This is a genomic window from Frondihabitans sp. Leaf304 (assembly GCF_001423105.1).
Taxonomy (GTDB): domain Bacteria; phylum Actinomycetota; class Actinomycetes; order Actinomycetales; family Microbacteriaceae; genus Frondihabitans.
This window is the reverse complement of sequence record NZ_LMNV01000002.1, coordinates 847,993-867,885: the sequence shown is the minus strand read 5'-3', so window position 1 is coordinate 867,885 and position 19,893 is coordinate 847,993. Positions and strand designations below refer to the sequence as shown.

Here is a 19,893-nt window from a genome sequence, read left to right as displayed (position 1 = left end):
GTGGACACCGATTCGATCAGCTCCGTCGCCCAGGATTACGTCAAGGCGATCTGGGCGGCGACGGAGTGGGGCGATCCGCCGATCACGGCAAAGGGCCTCGCCGAGCGGTTCGGCACGACTCCCGCCAACGTCACCGACACGATGCGCCGGCTCGCAACCCAGGGCCTCGTCGACTACGAGCCCTATCGTCCGGTCAGTCTCACGCCTCGCGGAACGAGCTTCGCGCTCGACATGGTTCGGCGACACCGGCTGATCGAGACGTTTCTCGTCACCAGCCTCGGCTACGGCTGGAGCGAGGTGCACGACGAGGCGGAGCGACTCGAGCATGCCGTGTCGACGACGCTGATCGATCGAATCGACGACTTCCTCGGGCGGCCCGTCGCCGACCCGCACGGCGACCCGATTCCGTCTCGGGACGGCGCGACGGCCGTGCCGGGCGACGCAGTGCGCCTTGCGGTGGCGCCTCCCGGGGAGTACCGGGTCGTGCGCGTGTCTGACGCCGACCCATCGGAGCTCGTCCGGGCGCAGCAGCTCGGTCTCGTGCCCGGGGCCATTGTCAGTTCGGTCTCCGTGGGCGAGGGGGTCGGCGATATTTGGGTGGTTCCCGTCGCGTCGATTGCTTCCGGGCTCGCGACCTGACCTGATTCGGCCCGCCGACCTCGCGTGAATCGGCCAAGGTCACAGCGCCGCGGCGCGCGATGCCGGCCGATTCGCGCGACCTCGCACTGCAGAGCAGCTCACTACCGAAGCGCCCGCACCGACTCCCGAACGACGAGCGACGGCACGAACCGCGTCGGCGAGGGAGCAGCAGGATCCCGCAGCACCTCGAGCAGATGCCCCATGATCTGGCGACCCAGCGCGTCGAAGTCCTGCTTCATCGTGGTCAACGGCGGAGTGAAGTACGCGGCCTCGGGGATGTCGTCGTAGCCGATCACGCTGATGTCGTCGGGCACGTGGATGCCGGCGCGCTCGAGCGTGTGCATGAAGCCGAGTGCCATCTGGTCGTTGGCGACGAACACGGCCGTGCCGCGATCCGACCGGGCGAGCAGTTCTGTGGCCGCGTCGGATCCTGAGTCGGGTGTCCAGGATCCCTGCAGGGGGCGGGGGGCCGCGATGCCGGCCTCACCGAGCTCGTCCCGCCAGCCGCGCAGTCGCTCGAGAGCGTCGAGGGAGTCGGAGGGCCCGGCCACGTGCTCGATGCGCGTGTGGCCGAGGTCGATCAGGTGGCGGACCGCCAGGCGAGCGCCCCGGTACTGGTCGAGTGAGACGCTGTGGAATCCGGGGCGTCCGGCCGATTCGATCGTCAGCAGGGGAATGTCGAGGTCGATGCCCGAGAGCGCCTCGAGGCTTGCACTGCGGGCAGCGATCACGACGATGGCCTCGACGTTCTGCCGCACGAACTGCACGATCACGGAGCGGATGGATTCAGGATCCGACCCACCCGAGTTCGACATCGTCACGGTGTAGTTCGCGGGCCCGGCTGCCTCACACAGACCGATCGCGATGCTCGCCGGTCCGAAGTCGGCTGCGCCCGTGTTCAAGACCGCGATGGTGGCCGAGCGCCGGGTGACCAGGGCCCGCGCCGCGGGGGAGGGGGTGTAGCTCAGCTGGCGGATGGCGACCTCGACCTTGTCGCGGGTCGTCGGGCGGACGTTCGGCAGGTCGTTCAGCACGCGCGAGACGGTTTGGTGCGAGACCCCGGCCAGTCGCGCCACGTCGAAGATCGTCGCCTGTCGCGTCTTGAGTGCCTTCACGGGGGTGTCCTTCGGGTGGCATGTGATCGCTCACATCGGGCTGGCCTACGGGTGTCGGCTGAATCTCGTGTCGGGTCGCCCGACGAAAGGCGAACGGCCCCGAACGACGAGCGTTCGGGGCCGATTGCCGGGGATGTGCGCTTCGTCTACTTGATCGACGAGGCGGCGCGGCGCTTGTTGAACACGTCGAACGCGACCGCGGCCAAGAGCACGAGGCCCTTGATGAGCGACTGGTACTCCGTCTGCACACCGAGGATCGACATACCGTTGTTCAGGATTCCGATGATGAGACCACCGACGATGGCGCCCGGCACGGTTCCGATACCACCGGTGACGGCAGCGCCACCGATGAAGACGGCCGCGATGGCGTCGAGCTCGAAGCCGTTTCCGGCGCTCGGGCTGGCGAGGTTCAGCTGTCCGGTGAACACGAGTCCGGCGAGAGCCGAGATGACACCCATGTTGACGAACAGCAGGAAGGTGACGCGCTTCGTCTTGATACCCGAGAGCGCGGCGGCCTGGAGGTTTCCGCCGATTGCGTAGGTGTGGCGACCGAAGACGGAATTACGCATCACCGACGCGTAGATGATGACCAGCGCACCGAGGACGACGAGGACGATCGGCGTGCCGCTGTAGCTCGACAGCAGGTACGCCACGTAGCCGACGAGGACGACCGTGAAGGCCAGCTTGACGATGAACCAGGCGAATGGCTCGTCCTCGAGCTCGTACTTGCGTCGGACCGCCCGACCACGTAATCCGCTGATGACAAGCGCCACGGCAGCCACGCCGCCGATGATGAGGGTCAGCGGCTCGTAGCCCGACGTGCCGATTGCGGGCAAGAAGCCCGAGCCGAGGGCGCGGAACGGTGCGGGGAACGGGGAGATCTGAGCGCCGCCCAGAGCGATCTGGGCCGCGCCGCGGAATGCGAGCATTCCGGCGAGCGTGACGATGAACGCCGGGATGCCGAAGTAGGCGACCCAGAACCCCTGCCAGGCGCCGACGAGGGCTCCGAGGATGAGGCAGAGGATGATCGCCGCCCACCAGGGAAGGCCCCACTGCGTGATCATGACACCCGACATGGCACCGATGAACGCGACGACCGAACCGACCGAGAGGTCGATGTGGCCGGCGATGATGATCATCACCATGCCGATCGCGAGGATCAGGATATAGCTGTTCTGGATCACCAGGTTCGACACGTTGATCGGAGCCAAGGTGATGCCATTTGTCGTGATCTGGAAGAACAGGACGATCACGATCAGCGCGATGAAGAGGCCGATCTGGCGCAGCTGGCCCGCAAGGTAGCGGGTGGCCAACCCCAGTGGTCCGGGCTGCTTGCCAGGAACGAGGTCCTGGCGGGGTGACTTGAGCTCAGATGTCGCGCTCATTGACGGGAGCCTCTCGTTCTTGGGTCATGTGCTTCAGAAGGAACTCGGGGGTGGCCTGGTCACGCGGTACGTCCGCTGTGATGCGCCCCTCCGAGAGTGTGTAGATGCGGTCGCAGATGCCGAGCAGCTCGGGCAGCTCGGAGGAGATGACGATGACGCCCTTCCCCTGGTCGGCGAGTTGGTTGATGATCGTGTAGATCTCGTACTTCGCACCGACGTCGATGCCCCGGGTGGGCTCATCGAGGATGAGGACGTCAGGATCCGAGTACATCCACTTCGAGAGGACGACCTTCTGCTGGTTGCCGCCCGACAGCTTGCCGGTGAGCACCGAGACGTTCGGGGCCTTGATGTTCATGTCTTTGCGGTACTTGTCTGCGACGATCGTCTCTTTCGAGGCGTCGACGAAGCCGAGGTGCTCGAGCTTGTTCAGCGCCGCACCAGAGATGTTCCGCTTGATGTCGTCGATCAGGTTGAGGCCGTATCGCTTGCGGTCTTCGGTGGCGTATGCCAGACCGTTCTTGATGGCATTCGACACGGTGTTCGTCTTGATCGGCGTGCCCCGCTTGTAGACGGTGCCCGAGATGTTGGTGCCGTAGCTGTGGCCGAACACACTCATGGCGAGCTCGGTGCGACCGGCGCCCATGAGGCCTGCGATGCCGACGATCTCACCGGCGCGCACGTTCAGGTTGGCGTGATGGACGACCTCGCGGGTGGCGTCGAGCGGGTGGTGGACGGTCCAATCCTCGATCCGCAGGAGCTCCTCGCCGATGTTCGACGTGTGGTCGGGGTAGCGGCTTTCGAGATCGCGACCGACCATCGCCTTGATGATGCGGTCTTCGGAGACCTCCCCGGCATGGACGTCGAGCGTCTCGATGGTCTTGCCGTCGCGGATGATCGTGACCTTGTCGGCGATCGCCTTGATCTCGTTGAGCTTGTGGCTGATGATGATCGACGTGATGCCCTGGCCCTGCAGGCTCTTGATGAGGTCGAGCAGGTGGGCGGAGTCGTCGTCGTTCAGCGCGGCCGTCGGCTCGTCGAGGATCAGGATCTTGACCTTCTTGGAGAGCGCCTTCGCGATCTCGACCAGCTGCTGCTTGCCGACTCCGATGTCGACGATCTTCGTGATCGGGTTGTCGCGCAGGCCGACCCGGGCGAGCAGCTTGGCCGCCTCGAGGTTGGTGTCGTTCCAGTCGATGAAACCGAGCTTCGACCGCTCGTTGCCGAGGAAGATGTTCTCGGCGATCGACAGGAACGGGCTGAGGGCCAGCTCCTGGTGGATGATGACGACGCCCGCGTCTTCGGAGTCGTTGATGTTCTTGAAGTCGACGGCCTTGCCGTCGAGGAGGATCTGGCCGTCGAAGCTTCCGGCGGGGTAGACGCCGGAGAGCACCTTCATCAGCGTCGACTTGCCAGCGCCGTTTTCGCCGCAGATCGCGTGGACCTGGCCGCGTTCGACCTCCAGAGTGACGTCTTGGAGGGCTTTGACGCCGGGGAAGGTCTTGGTGATCTCACGCATCTCGAGGATGGTGTTCGCCACAGGGGCTCCTTGCTCGGGTTCTGAGTGGGGATGTGGGGCAGAAGAGCGAGGCGGGCCACGGAGTACGCGGCCCGCCTCGCCCCGGGGCGACCTACTTGAGGTCGGCCTCGGTGTAGTAGCCGCTGTCGATGAGGACCTTCTGGTAGTTGTCCTTCGTGACGACGGTGGGCTGGAACAGGTAGGTCGGGACGACCTTGACCTTGTTGTCGTAGCTCTTGGTGTCGTTGACCTCGGGGGTCTTGCCGTTCAGCAGGTCGTCGGCCATCGTGACGGACTCGGTGGCCAGCTGGCGCGTGTCTTTGTAGATGGTGGAGTACTGCTCACCCGCGATGATCGACTTGACCGAAGCGGCTTCGGCGTCCTGGCCGGTGATGACCGGGAGCGGCTTCGACGAGGTTCCGTAGCCAGCACCCTGAAGCGCCGAGATGATGCCGATCGAGATGCCGTCGTAGGGCGAGAGGATGCCGTCGACGTTCTTTCCGCCGGAGTACGACTTCGCGATCAGGTTCTGCATACGAGCCTTGGCGGTAGCCGGGTCCCACTGCAGCGTGGCGGCCTGCGTGAAGCCGGTCTGACCCGAGCCCACGACGAGGGTGCCGTCGGCGATATAGGGCTTGAGGGTGGCCATCGCGCCGTTGAAGAAGAACGTGGCGTTGTTGTCGTCGGGGCTACCGGCGAAGAGCTCGATGTTGAGGCCCTTCTTGTCGCCGGTCTTCTTGCCATCGGCGTCGAGAACGCCGAGTCCGGTCAGAAGGCTGGTGGCCTGGTCGACGCCGACCTTGTAGTTGTCGAACGAGACGTAGTAGTCGACGTTCTTCGAGCCGGTGAGGAGACGGTCGTACGAGATGACCTTGATTCCGGCCTTGGCTGCCGAGTCGAGCTGGTCGCTGAGCGAGCCACCGTCGATCGAGGCGACGATGAGCACCTTGGCGCCCTTGGTGATCATGTTGCTGACCTGCTGGGCCTGCGTCGGGATCTTGTTGTCGGCGTACTCGAGGTCGACCTTGTAGCCCTTTTTCTCGAGGTCGCTCTTGACGGCGTTGCCGTCTTTGATCCAGCGCTCGGAGACCTTGGTCGGCATCGCGACGCCGATGAGGGCACCCTTGTTGTCGCCCGAGCCGGCGTCGGTGTTAGTGGCGCCACGGCCGCCGGAGCAGGCGGCGAGGGAGAAGGCGAGGCCGATGGCGGCGGCGCCGACGAAGAACTTCTTTGTCTTCATGATGTTCCTTTTGTGTTGTGGGGATAGTGCTCTGTGTGGGTGATCGTTGTGATGCAGGGCATGCCGATGGCAAACCCGAGGGGGAGGAGAAGTGGAGCGAGTTAGGTGAGCGCAGAGGTCGTCATGGCGAGACTCCAATGTCTTGGCTGGCGAAATGTGGCTGAGAAACAGGAATGCTGTGGGGGCGGCTCCGTTGTGAGCGCTCACAAGCTGTGGGCAATCGTAAGCGGTATCGTCGCCCAAGCACAATCACCTGTGTCTCAATCGGATAACGGCGGTGTCGCCGGAAAGGGGCGAGAGCCCATGAGCGACCTCCCTCCACCCGGGGCGCCGGCCGGCTGGTATCCGGATGCGACTCCGGGCGTGTTGCGGTGGTGGGACGGCACGCGATGGACGACCGAGACGCGGGCCGGATCCTCGTCGTCACCGGCTCCCTCATCACCCGAATTACCCGCCGCAACTCTCGTCGTCCGCGGCGTGACGGGGTACGTCGAGCTCGTCGGCGACACACTCCTGTATCGGTCAAAGCTCGACCGACCGCCCCTCCAGCACATCCCTCTCAGCACCGTTTCCGAGGTGCTCGTGTCGAAGAACGGCGATACGTTCGACCTCCTTCTCATAGGTGCGCGCCCGCGTTCTCGGCCGAGTCTGTTTTCTGAGACGTCGATCCGGCGGAGCAGCCGCACGACGCCCACCGAGTGGGGCGCCTTTCTCGAGGCCCTCGGTCTGGCCGTTCTCCGCGCGCGCCCCTAGGGGTACATGATGACGCGCTCGACGCACCCCCGAATGTCCAGAAAACCCTCGTCTGCCAGGGGTGCCGTGGCCATCCGAGGGTGCGTCGCGCTTAGCTGGAGGGCATGAACGACGCCCCACGAAGCCCCTAGCGCCTAGCCCACCCCGCACCCACGCGGCGCACGAGCCCGTCGCGCTCGAAGGCCTCCAGCCAGCCGAGCATCGGCCATTCACCCCAGGTGCGCGCGAACAGGGCACCGTTCCGCAGAATGTCGTCGAGGTGCGCGACCGGAGGCGAGGTGGTCGGGTGATGCTGGTGGTAGGCGTCGGCGCCGCCCACCCAGGCCAGTGGCACCCCGGCCGATCGCAGTCGATAGGCGAAGTCGGTGTCTTCGCCGCCGTACCCCTCGAACGTCTCGTCGAACCGCGGCCCGGTACTCCACGCGGTCGAGGTCAGCGCGAACGACAGCGACCAGAACAGGCGATAGTCGTCGGCCGGGGCCAGTACGATCTGGCCTCTCGGCGGTGCCGGGCGTGCGGCATGGGGCGACCGGTGCCGGTCGAGGGCGGCCGGGTCGAGGGAATCGACGCCGGGCGGAAGGTACGTCACCGGCCCGCACAGCACGGCCTCCGGGTGCGCGGCCGAGGCGGCGGCGTAGGCGGAGAAGAGCGAAGGATCCGGCACGCAGTCGGCATCGAGGAACACGACGAGCCCGGCACCGTCTGCCACGGCCCGATCGGCGCCGGCGTTGCGCGCGGCGGCCAGGCGCAGGCCATCGGGCCCTGGCGGAACCGACAACACGACCTCCGCGTCGATGCCGGTCGGCGAGTCGTCGCCGAGCCAGACGAGGATCCGGCGCACCCCGCTCGACCGACCGACCACCGCCAGCTGGTTGTCGACGTGGGCCCGCCGGGCTGCCGAGGCCAGCGTCACCACGGCGATCGCCGGTGCCGGCGAGGGCACCGCAGAGTCAGTCGTGGACGCCGTCACCGCGACCACTCCTCTGCCAGGTCGAGGATCGCAGCCGCGGCGCGCTCGGCCGCACCGGTCGTCTGCCACGCCGACCACGTGGGATCCTGCGCTCGCGCCCGATCGAGCACCGACGGCCACTGCCACGCTTCGGGCCAGCCGCGCTCGACGACTGCGAGTCCGGCGTGTTCGAGGGCAGTCGCCATCTCGACCTGTTCGTCGAAGGGGCGCTGCTGCGGAATCACGATGCTGCGCGCGCCGGCCGCGGCCAGGTCGGCTATCGAGTTCTGACCGGCCCACGAGATGACGATCTCGGCCGACGAAAGCGCCTGCCACGGGTCGTCCTGCCAGTCTCGCCCGGGCCCGAGCACCGTGATCGTCTCCTCGGGCAGGGCCTCGTCGAGGTCACGCAGGTCGTCGTCGCTGACGTCGCCGCCGCCCGACCCGAGCATCACCAGCACTCCCGATCGTGTGTCGTCGGACAGGGGCTGGCGTCCGTCGTAGCGAGAGATTCCGCCCGTGTGGACGACGTCGACGCCGTCGCCGAAGTCCGGCTGGGTGACGACGCCCGCGGGCCAGGGGGCGAGGATCCGAGTGGCCGCCCGGAACGCCATCTTGTGCGCCTCGTCGATGCGACGCCCGGGCTGCCCGACGAGCACCACGGGGATTCCCAGCAGGCGCACGAACAGGGTCACCTCGGCTGAGACATCGACGACGAAGGCGGCGACGGGGTGCTTCACGGTCTCCGCCGCGATGCGGGCCAGCCGCGAGCGGTGCCCGCGATGGCCGAGCGGAGCCCAGTGCAGCAGACCCGCAGCGGTGGGGTCGGCGTCTGCCGGTTCGGAGAGGCTGCCGCTGGAACTGGTCTCGGCCAGGTCGTCGCGGTCGAGCTGGATCCAGATGGTCCGTTCGGGAAGGGGGCTTGGTGCTTCGAGAGTGCTGAAGCAGACCACGTCGGCGTCGAGCTGAGGGCGGATGGCGAGGAACCGAGTGATGTGCCCGTGGCCGTGATGGTGCACGTACCAGCCGATGGTCGGACGGCTCATGCGGCGGATGCTCGCTCGAGAGCACCGCTGTCGGAGTCGTCGCTGCCGTAGTCCGTCCGACCGTTATCTGTGAAGGCTTCGTCGGCGATAGCTTCGGCGAAGATCTGCTCGAGGGCCACGATGCGGCTGGAGAGCGAGAAGCGCAGGGCGGCGGCGTGACTCACCGTCGCCCGGAACGCGGGGTCGGCGTCGCTCTGGGCGATGAGTGCGGTCGCGGCTGCGGCGAGAGCGGCGACGTCGCCGACCGGAACCGTCGTGAGTCCGATCGACCCGACGGCGAGCTCGGTGATGCCGCCGATGGCGAATGCGGCGACGGGGGTTCCCGAGAGGAGTGCCTCCGGGGTGACCAGGCCGAAGGGCTCGTCCCACAGCGGCGTCGTCAGGGCGCACGCACTCCGACGAACGAGGCTCGCGAGCTCGGTCGTGCCGAGCGGTCCCACGTACTGCCGGTCGCCGTCGAGGAGGGGAGCGACCTCTTCGTCGAAGTACGTCTGATCGCCGATCCGGCCCGCGATCGTCAGCGGTCGTCCCGTCAGATGGGCGGCCTGGAGCGCGAGGTGGGGTGCCTTTTCGTGGTTGATCCGACCGAACCAGACCAGGCCTTCTCCGCCGTCGCCCCGGGGCCACACGTCGGTGTCGACGCCGTTGTGCAAGACCTCCGAGTGGACGCCCTCGACCGACCAGGTGCGGGACGTGTGTCCGCTCACCGCGAGGAACCGGCTGCCGCGCCCCCGACCGGTGGCGTGCGAGGCGACGAGCTCCGGCACGATGGGCGTGTGGAGAGTGGACACCATCGGCACGCCGATCTCTCCGGCGCGGGCGAGTGGAAGGCCGTGCAGGCAGTGGTTGACGACGATGTCGATGTCGCCGGCCGCGGCGCGCTCGGCCACCACGGCGAGAGCGCGGTCGAGAGCGGGCAGGGCGCGGCCGAGGTACCCCGGCGGGTAGGTGTCGTCAGCGGCTGCGGGGTCGCCGTGCCAGTCGACCGCGGGCAGCACGAACGGGCGCGGGCCGCCCTCGAGGTAGTCGGATCCTTCGGTTGCGATCAGTTCGACCCGGTGCCCACGGGCACGAAGTAGTCGGATCTCGTTCCAGACGGCCGATTCCAGGCCTCCCGCGAAGGGAGCGTGGATCGGAAAGCGCAGGGGAGCGATCATGACGATGCGCAGAGCCACCGTCACGACCGCTCGGCCAGAAGATCGGAGTAGAGGTCGGCGTGGGCGCGCGCCGTCATCTCGTCGGTCGTGGTGCGCTCTTCAAGGCGACGAACGGCCAGATCGTGACGCGCCTCGCTGCCGGGCTTGGGAGCCGAGTCGAGGAGACGCGCGATTGCGCCGGCCAGCGATTCGACGCGATCGCCGTCGAGGCCCTCCCGCGAGAAGCCCGCGATCGTCGCTTGGTCGTCGTGCTGCTCGCGGAGGTACCCGACGTCGGGCACGGCGACGGCGACGCCGAGATCCCAGCAGAGTTCGAGCCAGCCCGAGTGGGTGCCCGAGTGATACGGCAGCACACACACGTCGAGGTGCGCGAGGTCCTCCGCGAGAGCCTCGTCGTCGAGGCGGTTGTGTTCGATCAGCACGACGTCGGAGCGCTCCGCGCAGAGAAAACGGATCTGCTCCCGCTGCTCGTCGTCGCGCACACGCCGTTGCAGGCGGACTTCACCCGTGGCGTTGACACCCCGGTCTCGGAGGAGATCGAGCGTGCCGAGGAGGATTCGCACGGTGGCCGCCCCATCGACGCTCGGGCGCAGGTCTTTCAGATGGACTCCGATCACGGGAAGGTCGTGCGCGAGACCGCGGGGCGGTTCGACGTCGTTGGGCAGGAGGCGCGGGTGGGGGAGAACGAGGGCCGTCCGGCCCCAACGCTCGGCGATCTCTCTCGCGGCGCCGGGAGTGAGGGTCACCACGGCGTCGACGAGAGGGAGTAGCGCGTCGAGCTGTCGGACGTGGGGTGCCTGGTCGACCAGCTGGGGATTCTCGAGGTCGTGCACGGTGTAGACGACCGGCCAGCCCGCGTCGTGAGCGGCATCCACTGCGGCGACGAGTTCGTCGACGGTGAACGACTCCAGGCCGAAGTGGAGGTGCAGCAGGTCGGCGTCGGCGCGGTGCGAGTTGATCCACCCGGAAGCGACGATCGCGGGCGGCCACCACTGGCCCGCCGGTGCACCCACGGGCTGCGGATCAGGCAGAACCCGAACCTGCACTGGAGAACCGATCGGGGCTGCGAGAGCACGATCGATGTAAGGATGACCTGCGGGTACGGAAGCGACGCAGAGGGTCTGCGTCATAGAGGCTCCGTAGGGGTCGAGTCGGCACCCCCGGTGGGCACTCTGTGCACGCTACGCAGCGAGTGAGAATTCGGATCTTTCTGTGTCTACCCCATTGACGAAGGGCCAGTGGCCGTGCAAGGTTCGCCCGAGTGTCTACTTCACCTCCCGCCCAGATCCTTGTCGGCCCACTCCACCACGGGGTCACGGAATACGCCCGAGAAACGGCGGAGGCGGTGGCTCGACTACAGACGGGCGGAGACGTCCACCATGTCGACTCGGCTGACGACGCCGAGGCGCTCATCCATCGCTACGACCGCGTTCACCTGCACGTCACCGACGGTCTCTACGGCGCCACGCTAGAGGAGGCGACCGCCCGCGTAGTGCGCCTCCTCAGGGCCGGGCGGGTCACGGTCACACTCCACGATGTTCCCCAGGCTTCCGACGGCGAGCGCAACGTGGCCCGGAGGTCGACGGCCTATCGGGCGATTGCCGATGCAGCGGCCGGCGTGGTGGTCAACAGCCGCCACGAAGAGTCACTCGTGCACGAGCATCTCGGTGCCGACCTGCGGGTGGCCGTGATCCCGTTGGGTACCCGTCACCCCCTGTCGCCTCCTACCCCTTCAGTTCCGCCGACACCGGGCGCCCTCGAAGTGCTCCTCGCCGGTTACGTCTACCCGGGCAAGGGGCATGACGACGCAATCGAGGCGGCGGCCCTCGTGTCGGCGCGCACCGGCGCGTCGGCATCGGTCACGGCCCTCGGCGGAATCTCGCCCGGGCACGAGGTCGAAGCCGACCGGTTCGCGGCCCGAGCCGCCGACCTCGGCGTCGACTTCACGGTCACCGGCTACCTCGAACCCGCCGAGTACCGTGCACGCTGCGTCACCGCGGGCATCCCCCTGGTCGCGCACCGGCACTACTCGGCGTCGCGCTCGCTCCTCGATTGGGCCGAGCAGGGGCGGAGACCCATCGTGGTCGACACCCGCTACACCCGCGAGATGGCCGCACTGCGCCCCGGAACCCTGCATTTGACCGCCCTCGATGACCTGGCCGACGCGATACAGGCGAGACATCAGGATCCGGCGTCCACGTTCCTCCACCCGGGCCACCCCATCGGGCCGACGCTCGATGATGCCGCCGCCTCGTACCTCACCTGGTGGGAGAGCATCGCGTGGTGACACCCTCCGCCGCTTCCAGGCCCCGGGGCATCGCTCTGCCGCGGAACGAGTGGGACCGTCTCGACGGCGTGCGACCGGACGAGCCACCCATCGTCTCGGTGATCATCGCCCACTACGAGCAGCAGAGCCAGCTCGACCGAACGCTCCTCGCGCTAAGGCGACAGGACCACCCGCCCGAGCGGCTCGAGATCATCGTGGTCGACGACGGGTCGATCACACCGCCGACTGTGCCGGACGGAGTCATCCTCATCGTGCAGGAGGACCGCGGGTTCCGGCTCGCAGCCGCCCGAAATGCGGGGGTGGCTCGGGCGTCGGGCCGGATCCTGTGCTTTCTCGATGCCGATACCGCGCCCGAGCCGTCGTATCTGACCGAGTTGACGAGGCTTCCGGCGCTCGCCCCCGACGTCGTGACGGTCGGACGCCGCCTGCATGCCGTGTTCGACGAGGTCGACGCCGACGCACGCATCGAAGTCGTTGCGCCGCTGACCGCGCTGCCCGCCCCGCGCTGGCTCGACGACGCCTACGCGCGCAGCCGCAACCTGCTCGACGCCGACGATCGCTCGTACCGCTTCGTGATCGGCGCGGTCGTCGCCTGCAGCGCCGAGCTGTTCGACGCCAGCGGCGGCTTCGACGAATCATTCGACCGCTACGGGGGAGAGGACTGGGAGTGGGCCTACCGCGCCTGGCTCGCCGGCGCCGTTCTCGCCCACGTGCCGACGGCGATCGCCTGGCACGACGGACCCGAGTGGTCGGGGCGCCCCGAAGCGGCCCTCGCGCGCAAGAACGAGGAGTCAGTGCGGCTCGCCGAGCTGATCCCGGTGCCGGGGTCGGGGCCTCGCGGGCTGCGCGGACGGTTCGCCGATGTGCTCGTCTCCGTGCCCGATGGCGTCACTGCGCCTGAGGAGGTCACCGGGTGGGATGCCGCGTGGTTCGTCACGCTCGACTCGCTGGCCGAGGCGTTACCGCTGGCCGGGTTGCCCGGGGTTGATGCGTCGAGTGCGAAGTGCAGGATCCTCGTCGACGTCCTCCGCCCACTCCGGGTCAGGGGCTCCGCGCTCGCCGAGGCCGTCGTCCGGCTCGGCGCTGAGTCGCTCGGATCGCTGGAGGTCGTGGATGCCGACGACGGCGAGCCGCTCTGCGTCGTGCGGTCGACGCGGGCCGCTGCCCGGGCGTCTCGCTGGGGGCAGGACGACCTGTTCGAGCGTGCGTCGGTCGTGCTGCCCGGCGTCACGGCGCTCGACCCTGCGGCCGTTGACGTCGAGGCGTACCTCGGCGGCTGGGGGTAGGGCGCGGGCGGGGTGTTCTGCTGTGCTCGGCTTGGCCCCGGTCGGCCCCCGGCTCGGAGCCGCTCCGGTAGGCGCACCTTCAAGCCGGCCCGGGGGACAACCCTGCGCATCGCATCCGAGGGCAGGATCGCGCGCGGCGTACCGTTAGAAGCACCATTCCCGACATGAGAAGGAGCATTCCATGCCTTTCGTCACCGTTCCCCAGTCTTCCGGCTCCGCCGTCGAACTCCACTACGAGGATTACGGCCAGGGCAAGCCCGTCGTCCTCATCCACGGCTGGCCGCTGAGCGGTCGCTCTTGGGAGGGCCAGGTTCCCGCCCTCGTCGAGGCCGGCCACCGCGTCATCACCTACGACCGCCGCGGTTTCGGCCAGTCGTCGCAGCCGTGGAACGGCTACGACTACGACACCTTCGCCGCCGACCTCAAGGCTGTGCTCGACGAGCTCGACCTGCAGGACGTCACCCTCATCGGCTTCTCGATGGGCGGCGGTGAACTGGCCCGCTTCGTCAGCCTTTACGGCACCGAGCGCATCGCCAAGCTCGTCTTCGCGAGCGCCGTGCCGCCGTATCTCTACAAGGCGAGCGACAACCCCGAGGGTGGCGTCGACGACGATCTCGCCGCGTGGTTCCACGACGGCATCGTGGGCGACCGACCCAAGTTCCTCAACGAGTTCGTCAAGATGTTCTTCACGGCAGGCAAGCCGTCGCTCATCAACAAGCCGCTCGTGAGCGACGAGCAGGTCGCCTACAACCTGGCGATCGCCGAGCTGGCCTCGCCGAAGGGCACCCTCGACTGCACCGTTGCCTTCGCCACGACCGACTTCCGTGACGACCTCACCAAGATCGACGTGCCGACGCTTGTCATCCACGGCGACTCGGACGCCATCGTCCCGTTCGAGGTGAGCGGCAAGCGCACTCACGAGGCTGTCGCGAACAGCGAGCTCGTCGTTATCGAGGGCGCTCCCCACGGCGTCACCGTGAGCCACAAAGACGAGTGGAACGAGCACGTGTTGGCGTTCCTGGCGAAGTAGACCCGCCCAACGCGAATTGATCCAAGGATTCCCGTTCCCTTCATCGCAGGCGATGGATCGAACGGGAATTCCTTGGATCGACGTGGTTAAGCCCTAGGCGACCGAGGTGTCCCAGTCGTCGGCTCGCTCGAGGTAGCCGCTGAGCCGGGCGAGAAAGTCGTCGCTCGGCCGGTACGACGCGTCGGCCGTCGCCTTCGTGTATTCGCCCTGGAGTTCCTCGAGCACCTGGTCGATCTGCAGCACCTCGAGGGCGTTGCGCTGGGCGTCGTCGAGTGCGACGAAGAATCCGATAGCGCGGTCGATGTCTGCTGGGCCCTGGTAGCTGTATTCGGACACGGTGCCTCCCGGTGTGCTCCTCGGGCGACCGTGATGCCGCCCGATACCGAGTCTGCTCCTAGCCCTGACGTCCTTTGCCGCGCGGGTTCAGCTTGTTGATGACGAACGTCCGTCCGCGACGGCGGACGACCTGCGCCCCGGGCAGCTTCTTGAGCGACGCGAGCGAGTTGCGGACCTTCATGGTGTTCCCTTCGGTGAAATGGCTAAGTGATAACCATTATCACCTAAGGTGGCTTTCATGCGCACAGTTCGCCCTCTTCACCTCACACTCCTGAGCTCGTTGCGACCTCGGGCGGCAGGCGACCTCGCTCGGGCATTCACCGGGGCGAGTGTCGACGTCGCCGACAGCGTCGCCGAGATCGGGTCGGACCTCCCCGACGAGAGCCCTGTCGCCGACATCCCCGCCGACAGCGCGGCTTTTGCCGCTGACCTGATCGACGACCTGCTCAGCCAGGTCGACCACGGCCTCTCCGGCGACATCGTCGTGCATCTCCCGTCGCGGGCGGATCCCCTCGAGGTCGGACTCGTCGTCGGAGCCGTCTGCGACGCGCGCGAACCGGACGAGGCTCCGGTGCTCGTGCGCGACATCGTCACGGTGGTCTCGCTCCTCGACGTTCGCGCGTGGCTCTTCGCGGAGAGGGACGAGGATCCGGCACGCCCCGACTACGACACCGCCGAGCGCCTGGCAGCGCAGATCGAATACGCGACCCTGCTGGTGGTCACCGATACGGGCGGTGTTTCGCCGTCGCTCCTGAACGAGACGCTCGGCCTGCTCCGGCGACTCAACGTCGTGGCCCGCATCGTCCCCGTCGAACGAGCGACCCAGGCTCGGCGTCCAGCCGCGGCCGTCGTGCCGGGAGCGGCAGCGCTGCTGGCGCAGAACCTCGGCTGGCAACGCGAGCTCTCCGACGGCAACCTGCTCGGGCGGGCCTCCACCGGCATCGACGCGGTCGTCTTTCGCGAGCCTCTGCCGTTCCACCCCGGGCGGTTGGCCGAGGCGGTCGCCGCGGAATTCGGGCAGCAACCCCGATCGATCCTGCGCTCGCGCGGACTTGCGCGACTGGCCTCGAGGCCGTTCGCCGTCGGATCCTGGGCTTCGGCCGGTGACGTGTTCTCGCTCGATCCGACTTCGATCGACAGCTGGGATTCGGATGTGCCGCTCGGGCAGGAACTCGTCTTCTACGGGCGCGACCTGGACGCCGCTGCGCTGACCGACGAACTCGGGCGCTGTCTGCTCACGCCGGACGAGCTGCTCGGCGGCCCGATGCTCTGGGCGCGGTTCGACGATCCGCTGCCCGCGTGGGAGCTGCCGCACCGGCACTGAGCGGCGGTGCCCCCTGTCGCCCGACCCGTGCAAATTTGAAGGAAAACGCGCCTCGGCCTGGCACTTCATGCCGATCGGCGGGGGTCGCCCCGAGGTTTTTCCTTCAAATTCGGCAGCGCCCCGCCCGAAACGTCAGTCGAGGGGAGCGACGTAGGTGCGGAACTCACCCCGCTCGGAGTGCAGCCCCCAGATCGTGTCGGCGATCGTGGCCGGCTCGTGCGAGGGCTCGCCGCCACCGATCCCGCGGGGGATGATCAGCTGAGCGACGTGGATGTTCTCGGGAGCGACAGCCTCGTGCAACAGCTCGACGTAGGCGCTCTCGGCGGCGAACGCGACCGATGTGCCGGTGACGGCGTCGCGCGGACGCACTGCGCTGGCGCCGTTCACGAAGATCATCGTGCCGCCCTTGAGCGCACGCATGCCGGGCAGCACCTGCCGAACCGCCGTCACCGGCCCGTAGACCGAGAACTCGATCGGCCCAACCAGATCGTCGGCGACCGTCTCGAGTGTGGGGCGCATGTACTCCTTGGCCGGAAGCGGGCTGTACTGGAGCACTTCGATCGGACCGAGCTGCTCGGTGGCATTGACTAGCGCGGCCTGAAGGGATGCGGTGTCGCGCACGTTGGCAGCGAATCCCTGGGCGGTGAGTCCCTCCGACGTCAGCGTGGCGGCGAGGTCGTCGAGACGGCTCTGGTTGCGCGAGATGAGGGCGATGGAGAAGCCTTCGCGGCCGAAGCGGCGGGCGACCGCTGCTCCGAGCCCCGGGCCGGCTCCGATGATGGCGATGGTGGTCACGTGGGTGTCCTTTCGAGTGGATCGGCGGTCGACGGTAGTCGCTCGCCTGGGCGCCGCCCGAGAGCTGGCCGCAGCCCGTGCGTGCAAATTCGAAGGAGAAACCCGAGCCCGGGAACACAAACATCAGGATCCGCCGGGGTCTGCAGCACGGATCTCCTTCAAATTCGGAGACAGCCCCAAGGCAAGCAGCCCGAGGGGGAGCAGCCCGAAGGGAAGCAGCCCGAGGTCAGCGGCGCAGCGCCTTCCGAGCCAGCGCGTTCCCGGCGAACTGCCCGAGCTGCACGATCACGACGATCACCGCCACCGTGATGTACACGACCGGCCAGTTGTAGCGCTGCGAACCGTAGGCCACGGCGAAGTCGCCGAGCCCGCCGCCGCCGAGGATCCCGGCCTGCGCGCTCATGTCGACGATGCCTACGAAGATGAACGTGTAGCCGAGGATCAGCGGCCCGAGCCCCTCCGGGATCAGCACGGTGAAGATGATCCGTATCGGCCCGGCGCCGACCGCGCGGGCGGCCTCGATCACGCCGGGGTCGATTCCGACGAGGCTCTGCTCGACGATCCGCGACACGGCGAAGGCGGCGGCGAGCGACAGCGCGAAGGCGGCGGCGTTCGGCCCGATCGTGGTGCCGACGACCTGGGTCGTGAGCGGCTGGATCGCGGCGATGAAGATCACGAAGGGGATCGGCCGCACGATGTTCACGACGACGTTAAGCACGGTGAAGACCGCGCGGTTCGACAGGAGGTTTCCGGGGCGGAATACGTACAGGCCGATACCGAGGGCGAGACCGAGGATCCCGGCGACCACGATCGACACGACCACCATGAACAGGGTCTGGCCGATCGCCGTGATGAAGACGTCGGTGTTGCTGAGGAAGAAGTCCATCAGTTCTCCTCGATCCAGTCGATGCCGCGCGCGGTGAGGTCGGCGAGGGCCGCGTCGATCCGGGCGTCGTCACCGCTGAGCTCATAGGTCAGGGCGCCGACCGGACGTTGCTGCAATTCGCTGATGCCACCGAAGATGAGGTCGGCGGCGACGTCCTGGCCTGTGAACGCGGAGGTGACCACCCCGATGAATCCGGGGATCTCGGCGACCTGCACCGTCGCGATCCTGCCGTCGTGGTTCTGCCGAAGGCGCGTCAGCGTCTCGGGTGAGGGGCGGTCCTGCAGCACCGACCGGACGAAGCGGGCGGCCGCCGGCGTCGTCGGCTTCGAGAACACGTCGTAGACCGGTCCGCTCTCGACGATGCGGCCTGAGTCCATCACGGCGACGCGGTCGGCGATGGCGCGGATCGCGTCCATCTCGTGGGTGATGACGATGATCGTCACGCCGAGATCGCGATTGACCCTCTTCAGCAGCGCGAGCACGTCGGCGGTGGTCTCGGGGTCGAGAGCGCTGGTCGCCTCGTCGGCGAGGAGCAGTCGGGGGTTGGTAGCGAGAGCCCGTGCGATGCCGACGCGTTGCTTCTGGCCGCCCGAGAGCTGTTCGGGGTAGCTGTGGGCACGGTCGAGCAGCCCGACGAAGTCGAGGAGCTCGGCGGTGCGGGCATCGCGCTCCGCCTTGCCGAGGCCCGCCACGCGCAGCGGGTACGCCACGTTGCCGGCGACCGTGCGCGAGCGGAACAGGTTGAACTGCTGGAAGATCATGCCGATGCCCTGCCGCACCGCACGGAGGGACCGCTCGGGCAGGGCGGTCAGCTCGCTGTCGCCGACGAACACCCGACCGCTCGTGGGGAGCTCGAGGGCGTTGATCAACCGCACCAGCGTCGATTTGCCGGCGCCGGAGTAGCCGATCACGCCGACGATCTCGCCCTCGTTGACCGTGAGCGAGACGTCATCGACCGCAGTGCGCCGCCCGGCCGGGGTGTCGTAGACCTTGCTGACACCCTCGAGCCGGACGAGCGGAGTCGAAACCGCAGACGTCACTACTTCGCTGCTGCTTTCGCGTCGGACTCGACTGTGGCGAGCTCCTTCTGCAGGTCGGCGGCGGAGGTGTCGCGGAACACCGCGGTGTCGTTGTTGGCCTCCTGGACCCCTTTCTCAACACTGGCCGTGTGGTAGAGCTTCGCGAGGTCGACATAGAGGGAGTTGTTCTTGTCTTTGTTCTGGGCGACGAAGACGTTGACGTAGGGAGCTGCGCTCGTCGACGACGGGTCGTCCTTGAAGATCGCCTCGTCTTTCTGGAACCCGGCCTGAGTGGCGAAGTTCTGGTTGACGATGGCGGCGGCGACGGAGTTGCTCTTGAGGGCGTTGGCGGTCTGCGAAGCGTCGAGGGCCGTGACGTCGACCTTCTTCGTCTCGATGTCCGTCACGGTCGAGAAGGCGTTACCTCCGTCTTTCAGTGTGATCAGGTCGGCGGCCTGGAGCACCAGGAGGCCGCGAGCCTCGTTCACGGCGTCGTTCGGGATCGCGACTTTGGCACCCTCGGGGAGCTCGGACGGCGTGGAGTACTTCGTCGAGTACAGCGGCAGCGGGTAGACGGCTGTGGCGCCGATCGGCTGCAGGTCGCTCCCGGTGGTCACGTTGTAGTTGGCCAGGTACTGGATGTGCTGGAACTCGTTGAGGTCGGTCTGCCCCTGGCTGAGCGCCGGGTTGGGCTGGCTGTAGTCGGAGAAGTTCACCAGCTTGATCGTGACGTTGTACTTGTCTTTGGCGAGGGTCGAGTAGGTCTTCCAGTACGGCTCGGAGGCATCGGCGACACCGATCGAGACGGTCTTCGGTGCGGCACCCGAGGCGCTGTCGTCGGTGGCGATCGAGCGCTTGACGACGATGAGCACGATCACGACGGCGATCACGACGATCGCCGCGATGATGCCGGTCACGAGCGGTCGACGGCTTCGCTCGCGGGCGGGGAGCTGGGGTGCAGACATGGGGGCCTCTTTCGATGCGGGGCGGGGCGGCGGAGCCCGGTGTGAGCGGGGAATGGTCTCGTGCTGATCCGAGGCCTCAACCCTGCCCGCTGCTCCCGGCGAGGCCCAATCGCGCTGACTCACCGCGTAACACGGCGGTGCCCTCTGCAAATTCGAAGGAGAAAC

Annotated in this window: 20 protein-coding genes; 6 read left to right on the top strand and 14 right to left on the bottom strand. The window is 67.6% G+C overall.

The annotated features are described in order from the left end of the window. Complete coding sequence (locus ASF54_RS03845) at window positions 1-639, top strand: metal-dependent transcriptional regulator (RefSeq protein ID WP_055959022.1); 639 nt, start codon at window positions 1-3, stop codon at window positions 637-639. A gap of 101 nt (window positions 640-740) precedes the next feature. On the opposite strand, the gene ASF54_RS03840 is transcribed toward ASF54_RS03845, so the two are convergent. The 4 genes from ASF54_RS03840 to chvE all read right to left on the bottom strand — a co-directional run bounded on the left by ASF54_RS03840 (window position 741) and on the right by chvE (window position 5,895). After that, window positions 741-1,754, bottom strand: coding sequence for a LacI family DNA-binding transcriptional regulator (locus ASF54_RS03840; protein ID WP_055959017.1), 1,014 nt, complete (start codon window positions 1,752-1,754; stop codon window positions 741-743). A gap of 146 nt (window positions 1,755-1,900) precedes the next feature. Continuing rightward, a complete protein-coding gene (mmsB, locus tag ASF54_RS03835; RefSeq protein ID WP_055959014.1) occupies window positions 1,901-3,139 on the bottom strand; it encodes a multiple monosaccharide ABC transporter permease in 1,239 nt (412 codons plus the stop codon). After that, window positions 3,123-4,676: a multiple monosaccharide ABC transporter ATP-binding protein gene (gene mmsA / locus ASF54_RS03830; RefSeq protein ID WP_157510007.1), complete on the bottom strand. Its 1,554-nt coding sequence runs from the start codon at window positions 4,674-4,676 to the stop codon at window positions 3,123-3,125. The genes mmsB and mmsA overlap by 17 nt, the downstream gene beginning before the upstream one ends. 91 nt (window positions 4,677-4,767) lie before the next feature. Next, window positions 4,768-5,895, bottom strand: coding sequence for a multiple monosaccharide ABC transporter substrate-binding protein (chvE, locus tag ASF54_RS03825; RefSeq protein ID WP_055959011.1), 1,128 nt, complete (start codon window positions 5,893-5,895; stop codon window positions 4,768-4,770). A gap of 303 nt (window positions 5,896-6,198) precedes the next feature. On the opposite strand from chvE, the gene ASF54_RS16025 reads away from it, so the two are divergent. After that, window positions 6,199-6,648 carry a DUF2510 domain-containing protein gene (locus ASF54_RS16025; protein WP_084815924.1) on the top strand — a complete coding sequence of 150 codons (450 nt, stop codon included), beginning with the start codon at window positions 6,199-6,201 and terminating at the stop codon, window positions 6,646-6,648. 127 nt (window positions 6,649-6,775) lie between these two features. Here the strand turns inward: ASF54_RS16025 and ASF54_RS03815 are convergent, their stop codons facing one another. Genes ASF54_RS03815 through ASF54_RS03800 form a run of 4 tightly spaced genes read right to left on the bottom strand, consistent with a single transcriptional unit; the run spans window position 6,776 to window position 10,930 of the window. Continuing rightward, window positions 6,776-7,618, bottom strand: coding sequence for a glycosyltransferase family 2 protein (locus tag ASF54_RS03815; protein ID WP_235480928.1), 843 nt, complete (start codon window positions 7,616-7,618; stop codon window positions 6,776-6,778). Further along, the gene (locus ASF54_RS03810) at window positions 7,615-8,643 is read right to left on the bottom strand and encodes a glycosyltransferase (protein ID WP_055959005.1); all 1,029 of its coding nucleotides are present in this window, start codon (window positions 8,641-8,643) and stop codon (window positions 7,615-7,617) included. Before ASF54_RS03810 ends, ASF54_RS03815 begins: the two co-directional genes overlap by 4 nt. Continuing rightward, window positions 8,640-9,824: a glycosyltransferase gene (locus tag ASF54_RS03805; RefSeq protein WP_235480927.1), complete on the bottom strand. Its 1,185-nt coding sequence runs from the start codon at window positions 9,822-9,824 to the stop codon at window positions 8,640-8,642. The genes ASF54_RS03810 and ASF54_RS03805 overlap by 4 nt, the downstream gene beginning before the upstream one ends. Further along, window positions 9,821-10,930: a hypothetical protein gene (locus ASF54_RS03800; RefSeq protein WP_055959002.1), complete on the bottom strand. Its 1,110-nt coding sequence runs from the start codon at window positions 10,928-10,930 to the stop codon at window positions 9,821-9,823. The genes ASF54_RS03805 and ASF54_RS03800 overlap by 4 nt, the downstream gene beginning before the upstream one ends. Before the next feature lie 131 nt (window positions 10,931-11,061). Between ASF54_RS03800 and ASF54_RS03795 the strand changes: the two genes are divergently transcribed. From ASF54_RS03795 to ASF54_RS03785, 3 genes are all read left to right on the top strand, one after another. Next, on the top strand, window positions 11,062-12,087 hold the full coding sequence (locus ASF54_RS03795; protein ID WP_157510006.1) for a hypothetical protein: 1,026 nt from the start codon (window positions 11,062-11,064) through the stop codon (window positions 12,085-12,087). Next, complete coding sequence (locus ASF54_RS03790) at window positions 12,084-13,373, top strand: glycosyltransferase (RefSeq protein ID WP_055961998.1); 1,290 nt, start codon at window positions 12,084-12,086, stop codon at window positions 13,371-13,373. Before ASF54_RS03795 ends, ASF54_RS03790 begins: the two co-directional genes overlap by 4 nt. A 181-nt stretch (window positions 13,374-13,554) precedes the next feature. Continuing rightward, window positions 13,555-14,403 carry an alpha/beta fold hydrolase gene (locus ASF54_RS03785; RefSeq protein WP_055958996.1) on the top strand — a complete coding sequence of 283 codons (849 nt, stop codon included), beginning with the start codon at window positions 13,555-13,557 and terminating at the stop codon, window positions 14,401-14,403. A 93-nt stretch (window positions 14,404-14,496) separates the two neighbouring features. Here the strand turns inward: ASF54_RS03785 and ASF54_RS03780 are convergent, their stop codons facing one another. Continuing rightward, window positions 14,497-14,739, bottom strand: coding sequence for a hypothetical protein (locus ASF54_RS03780; protein ID WP_055958993.1), 243 nt, complete (start codon window positions 14,737-14,739; stop codon window positions 14,497-14,499). Window positions 14,740-14,797: 58 nt separating this feature from the next. Next, window positions 14,798-14,920, bottom strand: a complete 123-nt coding sequence (locus tag ASF54_RS03775) for a ribosomal protein bL36 (protein ID WP_055958990.1) — start codon at window positions 14,918-14,920, stop codon at window positions 14,798-14,800. Window positions 14,921-14,977: 57 nt separating this feature from the next. On the opposite strand from ASF54_RS03775, the gene ASF54_RS03770 reads away from it, so the two are divergent. Continuing rightward, window positions 14,978-16,063, top strand: coding sequence for a GTP-binding protein (locus tag ASF54_RS03770; protein ID WP_055958987.1), 1,086 nt, complete (start codon window positions 14,978-14,980; stop codon window positions 16,061-16,063). A gap of 132 nt (window positions 16,064-16,195) precedes the next feature. Here ASF54_RS03770 and ASF54_RS03765 read toward each other — a convergent pair whose 3' ends face one another. From ASF54_RS03765 to ASF54_RS03750, 4 genes are all read right to left on the bottom strand, one after another. Beyond that, window positions 16,196-16,858, bottom strand: coding sequence for an SDR family NAD(P)-dependent oxidoreductase (locus ASF54_RS03765; RefSeq protein WP_055958984.1), 663 nt, complete (start codon window positions 16,856-16,858; stop codon window positions 16,196-16,198). A gap of 226 nt (window positions 16,859-17,084) precedes the next feature. Beyond that, on the bottom strand, window positions 17,085-17,744 hold the full coding sequence (locus ASF54_RS03760; protein WP_055958981.1) for a methionine ABC transporter permease: 660 nt from the start codon (window positions 17,742-17,744) through the stop codon (window positions 17,085-17,087). Next, on the bottom strand, window positions 17,744-18,784 hold the full coding sequence (locus ASF54_RS03755; RefSeq protein ID WP_055958978.1) for a methionine ABC transporter ATP-binding protein: 1,041 nt from the start codon (window positions 18,782-18,784) through the stop codon (window positions 17,744-17,746). The genes ASF54_RS03760 and ASF54_RS03755 overlap by 1 nt, the downstream gene beginning before the upstream one ends. Then, the gene (locus tag ASF54_RS03750; protein ID WP_055958975.1) at window positions 18,784-19,728 is read right to left on the bottom strand and encodes a MetQ/NlpA family ABC transporter substrate-binding protein; all 945 of its coding nucleotides are present in this window, start codon (window positions 19,726-19,728) and stop codon (window positions 18,784-18,786) included. Before ASF54_RS03750 ends, ASF54_RS03755 begins: the two co-directional genes overlap by 1 nt. Window positions 19,729-19,893: the final 165 nt, after the last annotated feature.